This window comes from Shewanella algidipiscicola (genome assembly GCF_900380485.1).
Lineage (GTDB): Bacteria > Pseudomonadota > Gammaproteobacteria > Enterobacterales > Shewanellaceae > Shewanella > Shewanella algidipiscicola.
On sequence record NZ_OXJV01000001.1, the window covers coordinates 695,815 to 712,392 of the forward strand.

At 45.7% G+C, this 16,578-nt stretch carries 16 protein-coding genes; 9 read left to right on the forward strand and 7 right to left on the reverse strand.

The annotated features are described in order from the left end of the window. Nucleotides 1-23: 23 nt before the first annotated feature. The gene (clpS, locus tag DN599_RS03100) at nucleotides 24-332 is read right to left on the reverse strand and encodes an ATP-dependent Clp protease adapter ClpS (protein WP_110456175.1); all 309 of its coding nucleotides are present in this window, start codon (nucleotides 330-332) and stop codon (nucleotides 24-26) included. Between the two features lie 244 nt (nucleotides 333-576). Between clpS and cspD the strand changes: the two genes are divergently transcribed. Further along, nucleotides 577-783, forward strand: coding sequence for a cold shock domain-containing protein CspD (gene cspD / locus DN599_RS03105; protein ID WP_028764803.1), 207 nt, complete (start codon nucleotides 577-579; stop codon nucleotides 781-783). Nucleotides 784-893: 110 nt separating this feature from the next. Here the strand turns inward: cspD and DN599_RS03110 are convergent, their stop codons facing one another. Next, a complete protein-coding gene (locus tag DN599_RS03110) occupies nucleotides 894-3,113 on the reverse strand; it encodes an NADP-dependent isocitrate dehydrogenase (RefSeq protein WP_110456176.1) in 2,220 nt (739 codons plus the stop codon). Between the two features lie 435 nt (nucleotides 3,114-3,548). On the opposite strand from DN599_RS03110, the gene DN599_RS03115 reads away from it, so the two are divergent. From DN599_RS03115 to DN599_RS03140, 6 genes are all read left to right on the forward strand, one after another. Further along, on the forward strand, nucleotides 3,549-4,163 hold the full coding sequence (locus tag DN599_RS03115) for a pseudouridine synthase (protein ID WP_110456774.1): 615 nt from the start codon (nucleotides 3,549-3,551) through the stop codon (nucleotides 4,161-4,163). A 28-nt stretch (nucleotides 4,164-4,191) separates the two neighbouring features. After that, nucleotides 4,192-4,641, forward strand: coding sequence for an NUDIX hydrolase (locus DN599_RS03120; protein ID WP_110456177.1), 450 nt, complete (start codon nucleotides 4,192-4,194; stop codon nucleotides 4,639-4,641). 180 nt (nucleotides 4,642-4,821) lie between these two features. Then, complete coding sequence (gene mnmA, locus DN599_RS03125) at nucleotides 4,822-5,937, forward strand: tRNA 2-thiouridine(34) synthase MnmA (protein WP_110456178.1); 1,116 nt, start codon at nucleotides 4,822-4,824, stop codon at nucleotides 5,935-5,937. 3 nt (nucleotides 5,938-5,940) lie between these two features. Further along, entirely contained in the window at nucleotides 5,941-6,558 is a 618-nt protein-coding gene (gene hflD, locus DN599_RS03130; RefSeq protein WP_110456179.1) for a high frequency lysogenization protein HflD, read from the forward strand. A gap of 32 nt (nucleotides 6,559-6,590) precedes the next feature. Continuing rightward, on the forward strand, nucleotides 6,591-7,961 hold the full coding sequence (gene purB / locus DN599_RS03135; RefSeq protein WP_110456180.1) for an adenylosuccinate lyase: 1,371 nt from the start codon (nucleotides 6,591-6,593) through the stop codon (nucleotides 7,959-7,961). Between the two features lie 148 nt (nucleotides 7,962-8,109). After that, on the forward strand, nucleotides 8,110-9,237 hold the full coding sequence (locus tag DN599_RS03140) for a ribosomal protein uL16 3-hydroxylase (protein WP_110456181.1): 1,128 nt from the start codon (nucleotides 8,110-8,112) through the stop codon (nucleotides 9,235-9,237). Between the two features lie 88 nt (nucleotides 9,238-9,325). On the opposite strand, the gene DN599_RS03145 is transcribed toward DN599_RS03140, so the two are convergent. Next, complete coding sequence (locus DN599_RS03145; RefSeq protein ID WP_110456182.1) at nucleotides 9,326-9,775, reverse strand: DUF4826 family protein; 450 nt, start codon at nucleotides 9,773-9,775, stop codon at nucleotides 9,326-9,328. 313 nt (nucleotides 9,776-10,088) lie between these two features. Here DN599_RS03145 and DN599_RS03150 point away from each other — a divergent pair, with 313 nt between their 5' ends. Continuing rightward, nucleotides 10,089-11,126, forward strand: a complete 1,038-nt coding sequence (locus DN599_RS03150; protein ID WP_110456183.1) for a Glu/Leu/Phe/Val dehydrogenase dimerization domain-containing protein — start codon at nucleotides 10,089-10,091, stop codon at nucleotides 11,124-11,126. 311 nt (nucleotides 11,127-11,437) lie between these two features. Beyond that, complete coding sequence (locus tag DN599_RS03155; RefSeq protein ID WP_110456184.1) at nucleotides 11,438-11,782, forward strand: hypothetical protein; 345 nt, start codon at nucleotides 11,438-11,440, stop codon at nucleotides 11,780-11,782. 158 nt (nucleotides 11,783-11,940) lie between these two features. On the opposite strand, the gene DN599_RS03160 is transcribed toward DN599_RS03155, so the two are convergent. From DN599_RS03160 to ydiJ, 4 genes are all read right to left on the reverse strand, one after another. Further along, the gene (locus DN599_RS03160) at nucleotides 11,941-12,372 is read right to left on the reverse strand and encodes a PliI family lysozyme inhibitor of I-type lysozyme (RefSeq protein WP_110456185.1); all 432 of its coding nucleotides are present in this window, start codon (nucleotides 12,370-12,372) and stop codon (nucleotides 11,941-11,943) included. 69 nt (nucleotides 12,373-12,441) lie between these two features. Then, nucleotides 12,442-12,858 (reverse strand): MarR family winged helix-turn-helix transcriptional regulator, encoded by a 417-nt coding sequence (locus DN599_RS03165; RefSeq protein ID WP_110456186.1) that lies wholly within the window; start codon nucleotides 12,856-12,858, stop codon nucleotides 12,442-12,444. Between the two features lie 142 nt (nucleotides 12,859-13,000). Next, entirely contained in the window at nucleotides 13,001-13,450 is a 450-nt protein-coding gene (locus DN599_RS03170; RefSeq protein ID WP_110456187.1) for a DUF1285 domain-containing protein, read from the reverse strand. A gap of 9 nt (nucleotides 13,451-13,459) precedes the next feature. Then, on the reverse strand, nucleotides 13,460-16,504 hold the full coding sequence (gene ydiJ, locus DN599_RS03175; protein ID WP_110456775.1) for a D-2-hydroxyglutarate dehydrogenase YdiJ: 3,045 nt from the start codon (nucleotides 16,502-16,504) through the stop codon (nucleotides 13,460-13,462). Nucleotides 16,505-16,578: the final 74 nt, after the last annotated feature.

Here is a 16,578-nt window from a genome sequence, read left to right on the forward strand (position 1 = left end):
AAATTAATCACACACTTCGAGATTCAGGCTTTCTCTAATGAACACAGTAACGGATGTTGGTTTTGTCTTGCAAACTGGTTTACTTGAGCAACCTTAGTTTCTGCAATACCAAACGGAAAAATGCCACAGATCCCCTTACCTTGGTGATGTATCGCTAACATAATATCTGTGGCTTCTTGTTCGTTTTTTCTGAAAAAGAGTTGTAAAACCTCAATCACAAAATCCATTGGGGTGTAATCATCATTATTTAAAATGACTTTATACATTGATGGCGGTGAGATCTCAGCTTCAACACGCTCTTCAATGTGTTCGATATTTCCTGCTTTACCCATCTTTAAATATTAGCCTCTAGTTTTGGCTTCTACCAAATGTTGATATTTTACTTTCACTCACCATAACAGTCATCCGACCAATAGCCCAATGATCACTATTTTTTACCTATATGTTGATTTATTGTTAAATTAATCTTGACATCCGCTTTTACTGATTACATTCTGTTCATTGAGCGGTGAATTCTCCCCGCATCATTAGTTTTACTATCTTACTGGTCAGTAAACAACAGAAGGAAGTGGAAGTATGGCAAACGGAACTGTTAAATGGTTCAACAACGCCAAAGGATTCGGGTTTATCTGCCCTGAAGCTGGTGGTGAAGACGTCTTCGCACACTATTCTACCATCGAAATGGAAGGCTATCGAACTCTAAAAGCAGGCCAACCCGTCCAATTCGAGGTCGAACAAGGGCCAAAAGGGATGCACGCATCGGCAATATCACCGACTAAATAAGCGGGTGATACAACAAAAAAAGGCAGGATATTCCTGCCTTTTTTATTGGCTAATTAGGTCGACAAAAAGGGAAGCCTATTGGCTTCCCTTTGCTCACCACAATGACTGTCTTAGCTTAATAAACTATTTAACGTCGCACTAGGGCGCATGGCTGCCTCGGCTTTGGCCGCATCTAAGCGGTAATAGCCGCCTAAATCCACTGGCGCGCCTTGAGCCGCATTTAACTCGGCAACAATTTTAGCTTCATTGTCACTTAATGCTTGAGCCAATGGAGTAAAGTAAGCCTTGATGTCAGCATCGTTATCTTGAGTTGCTAACGCCTTAGCCCAATACAGCGCAAGATAGAAATGGCTGCCACGGTTGTCTAACTCACCCACACGGCGTGAAGGCGAGCGATTTTCATCTAAGAATTGACCGATAGCAATATCGAGTGCATCGGCTAACACTTGCGCCTTAGGGTTATTGTAGTTCTGGCTTAAGTGCTCTAATGATGCCGCTAATGCCAAAAACTCGCCTAATGAATCCCAGCGCAGATGCCCCTCTTTTTCGACCTGTTGCACATGCTTAGGAGCACTACCACCCGCCCCCGTTTCAAACAGTCCACCGCCGCTCATTAACGGTACGATAGACAACATTTTAGCACTGGTGCCAAGTTCTAAAATGGGGAAAAGATCGGTGAGGTAATCACGCAGTACGTTACCAGTGACCGAGATGGTGTCTAGGCCAGCTTTAATACGCTTGAGTGAAAAACGAGTCGCTTCAATCGGCGACATAATGTGGATCTCAAGCCCATCGGTATCATGCTCTGCAAGATATTTGTTCACCTTGGCAATAAGCTGCGCATCATGGGCACGAGCTGCGTCCAACCAAAATACCGCTGGCGTCGCTGATAAACGAGCACGGTTAACAGCCAATTTCACCCAATCGCGAATAGGCGCATCTTTAACCTGACACATTCTCCACACATCACCGGCTTCCACTGTATGCGCCAGTAACACATGACCGTCGGTATCAACTACCTTAACCACACCATCGGCTTGAATTTCGAAAGTTTTATCGTGGCTACCATACTCTTCAGCTTTTTGAGCCATCAAGCCAACGTTGGGGACACTGCCCATAGTGGTTGGATCGAATGCGCCATGTTCTTTACAAAATTGAATGGTCTCTTGATATACACCGGCATAACAGCGATCTGGGATCAGCGCCTTGGTGTCTTTAAGCTTACCATCGGGGCCCCACATTTGGCCTGAAGAACGAATAGCAGCTGGCATAGAGGCATCGATAATCACATCACTTGGCACATGTAAGTTAGTGATACCACGGTCAGAATCAACCATAGCCAATGCGGGACGCTGGGCATAAATTGCGGCGATATCTGCCTCTATTTCAGCTTGTTTTTCAGCTGGGAGTGTCGCGATTTTGGCATACACATCACCAAAACCGTTATTCACATCAACCCCAATCTCTTCAAACAACTCACCGTATTTAGCAAACAGCTCTTTGTAGTAAACCTTGACTGCATGACCGAATAAAATCGGATCAGACACTTTCATCATGGTGGCTTTAAGGTGCAACGATAACAGTACGTCCTCTTCTTTTGCCGCCTCAATTTCACGTTCAAGATAAGTGACCAATGCTTTCTTGTTCATGGTTGACGCATCAACCACTTCACCGGCCTGTAACGCTAAACCTGACTTAAGAACCTTGTGCGAGCCATCGACACCTTCGAACACGATATCCACAGAAGTAGCGGCTTCAAGGGTCACTGATTGTTCTGTACCATAAAAATCGCCCCCCTCCATATGAGCAACGTGTGACTTAGAGTCACGGCTCCATGCACCCATTGAATGAGGATTTTTCTTGGCATAATTTTTAACTGATGTGGGTGCACGGCGATCTGAGTTGCCTTCACGTAGCACAGGGTTTACGGCACTCCCCTTAATCTTGTCGTAACGGGTTTTGATTTCAACTTCGGTGTCATTTTTAGGTTCATCAGGATAATTAGGTAGCGCATACCCTTTATCTTGTAGCTCTTTGATACAGGCTTTTAACTGTGGGATCGAGGCACTGATATTAGGCAATTTGATGATATTGGCTTCAGGCTTAGTGGCTAATTCACCCAACTCTGCTAGTGCATCGGATATCTGTTGCTCAGGTGTCAAATAATCAGGGAAGTTGGCAATGATACGGCCTGATAATGAAATATCACGGGTTTCGACACCGACACCCGCCGCAGCGGTAAAGTTTTTAATAATAGGTAGTAGAGATAAAGTAGCTAATGCGGGGGCTTCATCGGTCTCGGTATAGATAATCGTTGGATTGTCGTTCATGTTATGTCCTACGTTTTAGTAAAATAAAGCGTTAATAAATCAAGTGACTGTTCTATGTTCTATGTTCTATGTTCTATTTTTTCATATGACGAGAGTCAAACTCGTCATGAGTACGCAGATAACCTAGGTAGAGGAGCCAATCAACTTCACCACATAAACCCGAATGGCGCATGGGCTTTCGCAGCGAGCCGAGTCAATGCAACACCACTCGCACCAACCTCTCAAAAAGCAACTACGTTTTGCTATCGATCACATTTTAATGGCCGACATCATAAATCATTCACCACAATATTCAAATTCCACTAATGGCGAATGCACAGTACAATGTCACGAATCGAATACACTACGCCAGAAGTTTTCCTTGTGAGTTCATCAAAATCAGTAAAAGCCAAACCTTATCCTCGTCGCGGCCAATCCGCACTATCGCCAACCAAGATGGCAACGGGTAAAGCAGCGGCTAGCTCAAAATTTAAAAGAGCCAAAAAAACCAGTAAGCCACGGGCAGAAAACCCAGTTATCGTACTGTTTAATAAGCCATTTGATGTATTGTGCCAGTTTACAGATGAGCAAGGCCGCCAAACCCTTAAGGATTTCATTCCCATAAAAGAGGTCTACGCCGCAGGTCGATTAGATAGAGACAGTGAAGGGCTACTGCTACTGACCAATGACGGCCAACTGCAGGCGAGCATCACCGAACCTAAAAAGCAAACTTACAAAACCTATTGGGTGCAAGTAGAAGGCGCCCCTACCGCAGAGGCATTACAAGCACTGCGTCAAGGGGTGCAATTAAAAGATGGCTTAACCCTACCCGCTAAGGTTGAAATCATGACTGCGCCTGATGTCTGGCCTCGACATCCGCCCATTAGAGAGCGGCAAAACATCCCGACGACCTGGCTCAGCATTGAGATCTGCGAGGGGCGTAATCGGCAAGTCAGGCGCATGACCGCCCATGTAGGTTACCCGACACTCAGATTAATTCGTTATAAAATAGGCCAATGGAGCCTAGATGGAATTGCTAACGGTGAATATAAAGTGCTGCCACAAACCTAAGCCTGTTGATAACGACTAAAGGACCGCGATGTATCGTTATAAACCTAATGTCACCGTTGCCTGTATCATAAAGTGCAAGGATAAATATTTGATGGTCGAAGAGTCTATCGATGGCCAGCTGCGTTATAACCAGCCCGCGGGCCATCTTGAAGCTCATGAAAGCCTACTCGAAGCTTGCCAACGAGAGGTACAAGAGGAAACTGGGCTCAAGGTGACCCCGCAATCTTTAATTGGCGTTTATCAATTTCAGGCAAGTTCTGAACTCGCCTTCCTGCGTTTTACCTATTTCTGCCAACTCGATAGCCAACGTACGCCGCATCCCCAAGATAGCACCATCAATCGCGCCTTATGGCTGAGTCTTGCAGAGATCCAAGCACTTAATCACCAGCTGCGTAGCCCATTAGTTCTCCAATGTATTGAAGATCAGCTACAAGGAAAACAATTTTCGACTGACGTGGTTAATTGTCAGTTTCTCTAGTTAGCTACCGCGCATAATGCGTGATAGAATATGCCCCCGCATATACGGCGTTGAGTGTGCATTTGTGGCTCCTGATCTCTTGTTTATCAAGATGCGGTTGAGCGCAACGACACTCGACAGTAAAGCGGCATTAACCGCTGCGCCGTAGCAACACAATTTTTTAAACGGTTTTTAGGATCTATGGCACTAATCGAACCCAATCCAAACGCAAAAAAAGTCATCGTCGGTATGTCTGGTGGTGTTGATTCATCTGTTTCAGCTTATTTGCTGCTTAAACAGGGCTATCAAGTCGAAGGCCTGTTTATGAAAAACTGGGAAGAGGATGATACCGACGAATATTGCGCTGCCGCCGATGACCTAAAAGATGCACAAGCAGTATGCGATAAGCTGGGCATCACCTTGCATACGGTCAACTTTGCCGCAGAATACTGGGATAATGTATTTGAGTACTTTTTAGCCGAATACAAGGCTGGCCGTACCCCAAACCCGGATATCATGTGCAATAAAGAGATTAAATTCAAAGCGTTTTTAGAATTTGCCGATGAAATTTTAGACGCCGACTATATCGCCATGGGCCATTATGTGCGCCGCAGCGATGCCTCAGGCCAAAGCCAAATGCTACGTGGTGTCGACAGCAATAAAGATCAAAGCTACTTCCTCTATACCTTAAGCCATGAGCAAATTGCTCGCTCGCTGTTCCCAGTCGGTGAGTTGCAAAAAAGTGAAGTACGCGACATCGCTAAAGAGATGGGGCTTATCACCCATGACAAAAAAGACAGCACTGGAATCTGCTTTATCGGCGAGCGCAAATTTACCGACTTCTTGCAAACCTTCCTGCCTGCACAGCCCGGTAAAATCGAGACAGCTGAAGGTGAAGTGATTGGCGAGCACCAAGGCTTGATGTACCACACCTTAGGCCAGCGTAAAGGCTTGGGTATTGGCGGCATGAAAAACAGTGGCGACGATCCTTGGTATGTGGTTGATAAAGATCTCGAGCGTAATGTGTTAATTGTCGGTCAAGGCGGTCAACACCCAAGATTGATGTCGGTTGGCTTCTATGCCGATCAGCTGCATTGGGTTGACAGAAAAGGCCCACAAGATGGTGCCAAGATCACCGTCAAAACCCGCTATCGTCAGCGCGATGTAGCTTGTAGCCTCACCTATGAAGGTGAAGATCGCATTAAAGTGATTTTTGATGAACCCGTTGCCGCAGTGACTCCTGGGCAGTCGGCCGTATTTTATGACGGTGAAGTCTGCCTCGGCGGCGGTATCATAGATTCGTTAATAAGAGAGTAAAACGTGAGTGAGCCTATTTTCGATCGGACCATGGCTTTTGCCGGCATTTTGCAAGCCATTTCGCTAGTTCAGCGAGTGGCTCGCCATGGTCAAGCAGACAATGATGCCATCGCGGCCAGCCTTAATAGTATTTTGGTTACCAATCCTGACAGTACTAGCGAGGTCTATGCCGATAAAGTGGCTCTCAACCAAGGCTATCAGTTGATCCTCAATCAACTGGGTGATGACAAGCAAAAAGATGTCGAGATCACCCGTTATTTAATCGGCATTTTGGCCCTTGAGCGCAAACTGGCACGCTCATCGAATGCCATGGGCATGCTGGCTGAGCGCATCAATCAGGTGCACCGCCAGCTGCACCACTTCTCGATAAAAGACGATCAAGTGATTGGTAACTTTGCCGGTATTTATAGCGATATTATCAGTGATTTGGGGCCAAAAATTCAGATCTCCGGCAATCCTGAGTTTCTGAAACAGCCACTCGTTCAGCAAAAAATTCGTGCCCTGCTGCTCGCCGCCATTCGCAGCGCAGTATTATGGCGCCAACTGGGAGGCAAGCGCAGACACCTTGTCTTCTCGCGTAAAGCAATAGTTGATACAGCAAAGAAAAGCCTCACCCTATAAATAATAAGCTAAGTTCATTAAAGGAGCTTCTAATGGAACTTTCCGCACTAACTGCTATCTCTCCGGTAGACGGTCGTTATGGTAGTAAAACCGCCTCATTACGAGGGATTTTCAGCGAGTACGGCCTGACCAAATACCGTGTTCAAGTCGAAATAAACTGGCTAAAGCTGCTTTCTAGCTGTCCAGAAATTGAAGAAGTTCCACCATTTAGCGAAGCGGCATTAGCACTGCTCGATCAAATCAAAGATAACTTCAGTGAAGAGGACGCGCTACGGGTCAAGGCCATTGAAGCCACCACCAACCATGACGTCAAAGCGGTTGAGTACTTTATCAAAGAGAAAATCGCCGATAACGCCGAATTAGTCGCTATCGATGAGTTTGTACACTTTGCCTGTACCTCTGAAGATATTAACAATCTGTCGCATGGTTTAATGTTAACCGATGCTCGCGAGCAGGTGCTTGTACCTTACTGTCAGCAAATCGTCGATAGTATCAAAAAGCTAGCAGCTGAATATCGCTCAGTCCCATTGATGTCACGTACCCACGGTCAACCTGCGTCACCTTCGACTCTGGGTAAAGAGATGGCTAACGTTGCCGTACGTCTTGAACGCCAACTTAAACAAATTCAAGCTGTTGAGATCATGGGTAAAATCAATGGTGCAGTGGGTAACTATAACGCCCACCTATCGGCTTACCCCGAAGTGGATTGGCACACGCTGTCACAGCGTTTTGTGACCAGCCTTGGCCTTAACTGGAACCCATACACCACCCAGATTGAGCCACACGATTATATCGCTGAACTGTTCGATGCTGTTGCGCGTTTTAACACGGTCCTGATTGACTTTGACCGCGACATTTGGGGTTACATTGCCTTAGGTCACTTTAAACAAAAAACCATTGCTGGCGAAATTGGTTCATCAACCATGCCGCATAAAGTTAACCCTATCGACTTTGAAAACTCAGAGGGTAACTTAGGTATTGCTAATGCCATCATGGCGCACCTTGCAGCAAAACTACCAGTATCAAGATGGCAACGTGATCTGACTGACTCTACGGTTCTGCGTAACCTAGGTGTCGGCATGGCGCATGCGCTGATAGCTTACCAAGCAACCTTAAAAGGGATCAGCAAGCTTGAAGTTAACGAAACCCACCTGCGTGACGAGCTTAATCAAAACTGGGAAGTACTAGCAGAGCCGGTACAAACAGTGATGCGCCGCTACGGTATTGAAAAGCCATACGAAAAGCTCAAAGAGCTAACCCGTGGTAAACGTATCGATGGTGAGCAGCTCGCACAATTTATTGATAATCTCGAGCTACCAGCAGAAGTTAAAGTTGAGCTGAAAAAAATGACGCCAGCTAACTACATTGGCCGCGCCGAAACTTTTGTCGACGAACTAAAGTAAGCGACTAACATTAGCGTTTATAAAGGCGGTGAGCTAATGCTTACCGCCTTTATTGTTTTAAGCCCTTTCGATACACACTAGTCGCTATACTGGACTGTTATTGAATAGGCTATTTTATTGCCTCTCCTTCAACTAAGGTTATTACGCCATGTATACACTCAATTTCGATCTGCAAGATTTTCTCAACCACTACTGGCAGAAACAACCATTAGTGATTAAAGCCGCCTTTAAGGATTTTAACGATCCTATTTCGGCTGATGAGCTGGCTGGATTGGCCTGTGAAGAGGAGATTGCTTCTCGCATTATTTTAACCAAACCCGATAATTGGGAAATCATTCAAGGCCCTATCGAAGATTACGCCCCCTTTGGCGAAGATAACTGGCAGCTGTTGGTACAAGCAGTTAATCACTGGTATCCAGACGCACAACCGCTAGTCGAGGCATTTAGATTCATTCCTGACTGGCGCTTTGATGACTTAATGGTGTCATTTGCCACTCCAGGGGGTGGCGTTGGCCCACATATTGATAATTATGATGTGTTCTTATTGCAGGGCGAAGGCAAGCGCCGCTGGAAAGTGGGCCCGCAAGGCACTTATTCCCCCAGAGGTGGCGATACTCACACGGCTCTTATCGATGATTTTGAGCCCATTATTGATGTGGTTCTCGAAGCGGGGGATATGCTCTATATTCCACCCGGTTTTCCGCACCGTGGAGAAACGCTTGAAACGGCACTGAGTTACTCTATCGGTTTTCGAGCCCCAAGCCAGCAAGAGTTAATCAGTGGTATTGCCGATCACCTGATCGACACCAATAGTGGTAATAAACGCTTTACCTCTAACCAAGAGCCTAACAGTCCAGGGTTATTGCCCACAGCGCAACAGACCCAAATGCTGGCACTACTAAGCGAACTCTTAACCCAGCCAGAACATTATCAGCAAGTGTTAGGACAACTACTGAGCCAAAATCGCTTTGAGCTGGATATATGCGATCCCGATGGCCAGCATACTAATGATGAGCTGATCGAAGCCTTACAAGATGGTGCAACGATCCAGCGAATTGGCGGGCTAAAAGTGATCCGTTTAGAAGATGACAATCAACTAAGGTTATTCATTAATGGTGAGATCTATCGATTCGATAGCATTGAGCTCAGCATCCTAGATACCCTAGCCAACCAGTTTAGCTTCGATAACGACACCGCATTAGCGCTATGTAAACAAACGACGGTAGCCGATTATTTTATCTGGTTACTGGATCAAGGTTACGCATACCTCGCCTAGTGGACTTAGATCACTGCTATATAGGCACAAAAAAGCCGTTTGCTCTTTATTAGGCTAAACGGCTTTTTATCGTTTCGCGTTTAAAACGCTATGCGCTTTGCCATAATTTATCATCGTTATGGATCTGATATAGACTCTCAGCACGGGAGATCAACAACTGTGCAAATTTAGCTTGAGTTGGATCTTTTGTCGCACCAGAATTTTTCAAGTTTTCCGCTTTTAACTGCCATATCATCGAAAAATGACGGATCGCATCACGCGCCGATGTGGCCACCTTTACGTCCACATAATCTGACGGTAAATCGCCCGACATCACCCAAAAAGTTTGTGGCTTAGGTTGCTTAGACTCCATCTTCCACACCGCTAAATAAGGTGCAAGGTAGCGACTCTCGGCAGCGATCACCTTACTGGGGATCACCCCTTTTTCGGCTAAAAAACGATTGGCTTTTTGAAAGTGTTCCCTAATCCACTGCTGGGTAAGTGCTTCTTGCTCTTGTTCACTCAAAGGTTGAGTTTGATCGACTGCTTGTTCCGTCATACTGCTTCCTATTGTTGTTATAATATTGGCGTCATTGTCTGTGCATCGGCTATCTACACCGGTAGGCTAAACCTTATAGCCACTGGCGATGAGATCACTACCATTATCTTGATATCAGGTAAAAATAACCGCCAAGCTTACGTTAACGTAAAGTGGAAAGCTAAATTGCCACCTACATCACGATAATAACTCATCTTTAGCTTTGTTGAGAGTATCGCTAAATGTTATCGTTCTGCAATAAATATAACAAGCCGCCGAAGTCGCCTATTTGTTGTACCTCGGCGTTTTAATTCCCAAGTGGAGAACACCTAAAGTGGCAGTATTCAATCATATCTCATTTGACGATCATGAACAGATCGTATTTTGTCATGACAAAGAAAGTGGCTTACGCGCCATTATTGCAATTCATAACACTAACCTTGGCCCTGCAGTCGGTGGCTGTAGAATGTGGAATTATGAGTCAGACGATGAAGCCTTAACAGACGTTTTGCGTCTATCACGCGGTATGACTTATAAAAATGCACTGGCTGGATTAGCCATGGGTGGCGGAAAAGCGGTTATCATCGCCGATCCAAAAATGGAAAACCGTGAAGCCTTGTTCAGAGCCTTTGGTCGTTGTGTTCACAGCTTAGGCGGCAAATACTACTCGGCTGAAGATGTCGGTGTATCGACGGCCGATATTATGATTGCTCACCAAGAAACGCCTTTTGTGGCTGGCCTAGAGGGCCAAAGTGGCGATCCATCACCTCATACGGCGCTAGGCACCTATTTAGGCATTAAAGCTGCGGTTAAGCATCAGCGTGGTATCGACAGTCTTAAAGGGCTTAAAATTGCAGTACAAGGCGTTGGACACGTTGGCTATTACCTGTGTCGTCACCTGCATCAAGAGGGCGCTGAGCTTATCGTAACCGACATTCATCAATCATCATTGGACAAAGTAGCGACTGAATTTGGCGCAACGGTTGTGGCGCCGCAAGATATCTATCACCAAGATGTCGATGTTTATGCCCCATGTGCCCTTGGCGCAACCATTAACGACACCACTATCCCCTTGTTAAAAGCCAGCATCGTAGCCGGTTGCGCCAATAACCAACTTGCTGAAGCGCGCCATGGTGAGAAGTTGAAAGAGTTAGGCATTCTCTATGCACCTGATTATGTCATCAACGCAGGTGGCATCATCAACGTATCGTTTGAGAAAGACTATGATCAGGCACAGTCGACCGCTAAAGTGGAAGAGATTTACAACACGCTACTGAAAGTCTTTGAGTTATCTGATGCGCAAAATCGTACCACCGCAGACGTGGCTGACGAACTAGCACGCGCGATTATCAATGGTAATAACATTAGCTAGCCTTATGCTAACCTCTTATTCATCTGAGTAAGAGCACAATCGTATTGTGATTATGCCACCGCTCATGTCGGTGGCTTTTTTTAGCATTTATGCCATCCCATCTTAATAGCAGCAATTGCGTTTACGTGATTTTTGGAGGTTAAAATCCCCCTCACTCCTGACATTCACTTAGCCCAAATACCATTACACAAAATTTATGTTTGCCAGCAATGAGATAAGTTTTATCCACCGAATATTCATATAAGCGTACTGGAAAATGTCATATACCTCTGCTTGAATTAAAAGCTCATTATGAGTGTCGGGAGACCACTATGATCAGTTTCAAATACGACTTTACTCAAGATGTTGTGGAGTTACAGGCCAGCGATTGGTGTGGCCTTGAGCAGGTATTTGTTAACGGTAAGCGTGTATCTCGCAAGCTTAATTTTGGCCCCAAGAGCGAACACCAAATCAAATTACACGATGGAAAACCCTGTAAGTTTCAACTTTTTATTGACCCAAATAGCGAGCAGATGATTTGCCGCATCTACAAACACAATCGACTCATCACCAGTATCAAGCAAGGAAAACAGAACTTGCTACAAAGTCGGCAGCTGCTGCAAGGTCTGGTTTTTTTTATTGCAGTTTGTAGTCTAGGAATGTTACTGCTGGTATAAGGCCTACACTCTTGATTTGCTCTGAATGGGCAAACGACATTGCAAAATTAAATTTGCAGGCCAAGTTATTCAATACAATCCACCGCAATTTAACGACAACGCCCTAGTTAATAATTGATGGCTGTTGGCTAATTCACTATAACGAATCAGCCAAGGATTTAACACAATGATAATTGTTCACCATTCACACACACATATTGGCGTGTGTGGTAATCACCACTGCCTGCAGTCACCATGGTCACCGCCAGTTTTTGTTGCTTAGGGCCATTTTCAATCAAGAGTGAATTAAGCACACTGCCATTTCGGGCAAATGAGACTGAGGTAACAAAATCTCCTATCTCAAGGTTGCGGTACAAGGCAACATTAACACTGCCAATAGAGCGAGGCTCTAACGCACCTTCGGCGACGACCAAGCTGTAGCCATTAGCCAGAGAGAATGACTTGGCGTAGATTGTGGACATAGAGGAATCAGATATCTGCGGTTGTGTATCTTGCACTAGTTGAGGTGCTGACATATTGCTATTGGTACTAACCGAGCAGCCTGACATAGCAATAACCGACAAGACAATAAGCGGCAATTTGGTACGCATAACCATTATCCTCGACGAATTAATAGGTAAATCTCATAAACATAGAGTTGTTCGCTTTTAAGTTCGCGCTTACGAAAGACGGTTAATTTTATTCAATAAATGAATAAACTGCTCCGACTCAGCCTCACTTAAATTAGCCAAGAAGCGCTCATTTATCCATTCAGCTTCACGCGTTAAATCTTGTTCTAAAGCTTTAGCACTGTCGGTGAGAAATATTTGAAACGCTCGGCGATTATCGGCTTCTTGATGGCGGGTGATTAACCCTTGCACCTGCAACTGATCGAGCAGTCGAGTCATGGTGTAATTAGCGACATCACAGCGTTTTGACAGCTCAGTCTGAGTGATACCCTCTTCTTGCCATAAGGCAAACAGCACCGGCCAGAGTTTGATATCTAAATCATAGCGCTTGAGCCGCTCATCGAGCGCCTTTTGTAGACTGATATTTAGGTGAGATACCAAGTATCCCAAACTTTCATAATGTTTCAATCAGCACCTCCCGCATCAAGAGCCTACTATTAATACTACCACTTGGCTTTAAAGAAACTAGCTTTAGGCACAACTAAATAAGTAAGTAAAACCATTCGCGTTATCAAATAATCACTTAGCTAGCTTGCATAGAGTAGGTTCTTTAACCTAACTCAGTATCATCGACTAGAAACTGTTCAATAAAGCGGTAATAACAAGCCCGCCCCAATTTTGCCGATAAGCCTTTGGGGAGTAATACGAAGATATCTTGTGCTTGGATCTCAAAGCAATGGCGACTGTCGAGCATAAACTGGGTATCTAGCGAGGTGGTGACCTGCAACTGACCCGACCCAATCTCTTGATAATCAACAATCAGTAGTGGATAAGCCTCAACCTCGACACGCACTTTTTCCACCGGCGTTATTAAAAAATAATCGCCCTCAAGCCGCTGTAAGATGCTGCTAAATAAACGACTAAACTTATCTGGTAATAAGCCTTGCTGATAAAACCACTCACCTTGGGCATTGATAAAAAACAGCGGCGTGTCATCGCACACGCTCACGCCCTGAGTCAGTTGGTGTAATTGGCTATCCGCTGCAGTAATATCACTCATGACTAAATATCACTCATGACTAAGCAAGGTTAATAAGGCCTGCAGCGGATGTTTAGGTTTAAAGCCACCAAACCGTTTCACTTGGCTACGACAGGAATAACCAGAAACCAGCACCTGCTCTGGCGGTAACTGTTTAATGGCGCCATCCCAAGACATATCAAATAAGGCTTTAGAGCGGGTGTGATTTTCACTTTCATGGCCATAAGTCCCAGCCATGCCACAACAGCCTAAATTAACGGTATTGAGTGTGGCACCAAAGCGTTTAAAAATCGCCTGCCATTCATTGCCGGTATTGGGTTTAGCGGTCGATTCGGTGCAGTGACTAAACCAGGTAAACACCTTATCGGCCGGCGCCAACGGAGGGAGCGTCTGGACAATATCCAGTAACCACTCATTGACCAGTTGCACATTGAAATCGCCGCGGTTATCACCGAGCACCTCTTTATATTCATCACGATAACAGAGCACCATAGCCGGATCGACCCCAATCATCGGCATCCCCAGTGCAAAAATGTCATTTAAGAAATCAGCACTCGATTGCGCCGTTTTAGCAAACTTATCCAAAAAGCCCTTTATATGTATTGGCTTACCATTAGGCTTAAAAGGCAATAATATCGGTTTAAATTCGAGTTTCTCGATAAGTTTCACTAAGTGATAAACGGTATCGGCTTCGTAAAAACTGTTAAAAGGGTCTTGTACCACCAACACATAACGGCTGCGCTCATCTTGAGGGATCTGCTGTAGCGCCTCTAGATTATAACCTCGGCAGCTGTGGTTCTCTAATTTTTGCTTCAAAGTGGGAACGGATAATGCTGGCGCATCGACATAGCCAAGGGACTTTTTTATCACCCATTGGCTAACCGGGTGTTGCGATACCGCATTGGTGACTCTTGGCATCATTGCCATTAGCGGCAGAGAGTCTTCTATCCCAGCGACTAAATAATCCTTAGCTGGACGCAGATAACGTTGATAATAGATATTGAAAAATTGCGCTCGAAACTTGGGCACATCGACTTTGACGGGGCACTGAGAGGAGCATGCCTTACAGGCTAAACAGCCTTTTAATGATTCCATCACTTCATGAGAATAATCATATTCTTTATCTATCTTTATGGTATTTTGCACACGTTGTAGCCAGCCTAGCGGCTTGGCTTTAGCTAAGGCTTCGACATCGACGCCCTCAGCTTCTAATAGCCGTAGCCATTCACGCATCAGCCCTGCGCGACCTTTGGGCGATTGCACACGATCGCCCGTGACTTTAAATGAAGGGCACATAGGCGAATAGACACTGTAATTAAAACACAAGCCATTACCGTTACAGTTCATCACATCAGGAAAAGCTTCCCGTGTGGTCACTGGAATTTGCCTGTCGAACGCCCCACGTTTTGCACTGTCGACATTGTATCGCAGCGGTCCACTGTTTTTAGGCGCCACCAGCTTACCGGGATTAAGCTTATTGAGTGGATCGAATAAGCCCTTCACATCCTCTAGCAGACCAAACAAAGTCTCGCCAAATACCGCTGGACCATATTCACCGCGCACCCCTTTACCATGTTCACCCCACATCAAGCCGCCATACTTAAGGGTAAGCGCGGCCACTTCATCAGACACGGTTCTCAGTAAGCGCTCGTCATTGGGGTCGCACATATCAAGCGCAGGACGCACATGCAGCACCCCAGCATCCACATGACCGAACATGCCATATTGCAGCTGGTGGCTGTCAAGCAGCGCCCTAAACTCCATAATGTAATCGGCGAGTTTTTCTGGCGGCACCGCGGTATCTTCGGCGAAGGCGATAGGCTTACGACTGCCTTTGGTGGCTCCGAGCAAACCCACCGCTTTCTTGCGCATGGCATAAATGGTGTTGATGGATCCTTTATCCGCCGTCACTTGATAACCTAACAAGCCATCTTTTTGCTGAGCTATCTGAGTATCGAGCACCTCACATAGCAAGTTCACTTTATGCTCGACCTCATCGGTTTCGCCTGCAAACTCCACCATGTTTAGGCCGTCGATAATCTTACCTGGAATATCGTCGATTAATGATGAAACCGAATGCCAGATAATGTCTTGCTTAGCTAAGTTAAGAACTTTTGAGTCGACCGTTTCAACCACTGTGGCATTGGCTTTGACTAAGTCGGGAGCATGACGCAGCGCCGATTGAAACGAGTCATATTTAATATTGACCATCATACGGGTTGTCGGCAATGGCGTGATATCCAATTTAGCTTCGGTTATCACCGCCAGCGTACCTTCTGAGCCGGTCAATATACGCGATAAGTTGAACTCATCTAGGGCGTCATTCCAGACATTTTTTAAATCATAACCGGTTAAGAAACGATTGAGCTTGGGAAAACGCGCCTCCACTTCAGCGCGATGATCTCGGGTCATCTTGGCAATATCACGTTGCAGCACTTGGCCTAAATCAGCGGTTCCCTCTTGCTCAAGAGCCTGCAGTTGAGCGTAAGTCAATGGGCCCGTGTCCAGTACGCTGCCATCATATAGCACGCTTGAAAGCGCCAATACATGATCGGAGGTTTTACCATAAACGAGCGAGCCAGCACCTGATGCATCTGTGTTGATCATGCCGCCCAACGTGGCGCGGTTTGAGGTTGATAAGTCAGGACTAAAAAAATAACCATGAGGCCGCAGCGCATCATTTAGCGCATCTTTTACCACCCCGGCCTCGACCCTCACCCAGCCTTGCTCGGCATTCACCTCGAGCACTCGATTCATATAACGCGACAAGTCCAGAATTAAACCATGGGTTAATGACTGACCATTGGTGCCTGTTCCGCCGCCACGGGCACTGAACACCACCTTGGTAAAGGCAGGCTTAGTGGCCAATTTTAATGCAATACGCACATCGGTTTGATTGCGTGGATAGAGCACAGCTTGGGGCAAGAATTGATAGACAGAGTTATCTGTAGCCTGAGCGAGTCGCGCGCTATAGCGCTTATCAATATCGCCAGTAAAACCGCTTTCGGCTAACGCATCGAGAAAATCGCAATATACGGGCTCTAGCGTTTGTTGATGAGATAACTTAGGTAGCATGCTGGTTTCTGCTTTGTCGTCTTTAAAGAGTGCTGCCATTATAAACAAAAAAAGCCGCTAAAAAGCGGCTTTTT

What these genes read in the sequence shown, in the direction of transcription:
- clpS (WP_110456175.1), bottom strand. Translation starts at nt 332, where the DNA reads ATGGGTAAAGCAGGAAATATCGAACACATTGAAGAGCGTGTTGAAGCT.
- cspD (WP_028764803.1), top strand. Translation starts at nt 577, where the DNA reads ATGGCAAACGGAACTGTTAAATGGTTCAACAACGCCAAAGGATTCGGG.
- DN599_RS03110 (WP_110456176.1), bottom strand. Translation starts at nt 3,113, where the DNA reads ATGAACGACAATCCAACGATTATCTATACCGAGACCGATGAAGCCCCC.
- DN599_RS03115 (WP_110456774.1), top strand. Translation starts at nt 3,549, where the DNA reads ATGGCAACGGGTAAAGCAGCGGCTAGCTCAAAATTTAAAAGAGCCAAA.
- DN599_RS03120 (WP_110456177.1), top strand. Translation starts at nt 4,192, where the DNA reads ATGTATCGTTATAAACCTAATGTCACCGTTGCCTGTATCATAAAGTGC.
- mnmA (WP_110456178.1), top strand. Translation starts at nt 4,822, where the DNA reads ATGGCACTAATCGAACCCAATCCAAACGCAAAAAAAGTCATCGTCGGT.
- purB (WP_110456180.1), top strand. Translation starts at nt 6,591, where the DNA reads ATGGAACTTTCCGCACTAACTGCTATCTCTCCGGTAGACGGTCGTTAT.
- DN599_RS03140 (WP_110456181.1), top strand. Translation starts at nt 8,110, where the DNA reads ATGTATACACTCAATTTCGATCTGCAAGATTTTCTCAACCACTACTGG.
- DN599_RS03145 (WP_110456182.1), bottom strand. Translation starts at nt 9,775, where the DNA reads ATGACGGAACAAGCAGTCGATCAAACTCAACCTTTGAGTGAACAAGAG.
- DN599_RS03155 (WP_110456184.1), top strand. Translation starts at nt 11,438, where the DNA reads ATGATCAGTTTCAAATACGACTTTACTCAAGATGTTGTGGAGTTACAG.
- DN599_RS03160 (WP_110456185.1), bottom strand. Translation starts at nt 12,372, where the DNA reads ATGCGTACCAAATTGCCGCTTATTGTCTTGTCGGTTATTGCTATGTCA.
- DN599_RS03170 (WP_110456187.1), bottom strand. Translation starts at nt 13,450, where the DNA reads ATGAGTGATATTACTGCAGCGGATAGCCAATTACACCAACTGACTCAG.
- ydiJ (WP_110456775.1), bottom strand. Translation starts at nt 16,504, where the DNA reads ATGCTACCTAAGTTATCTCATCAACAAACGCTAGAGCCCGTATATTGC.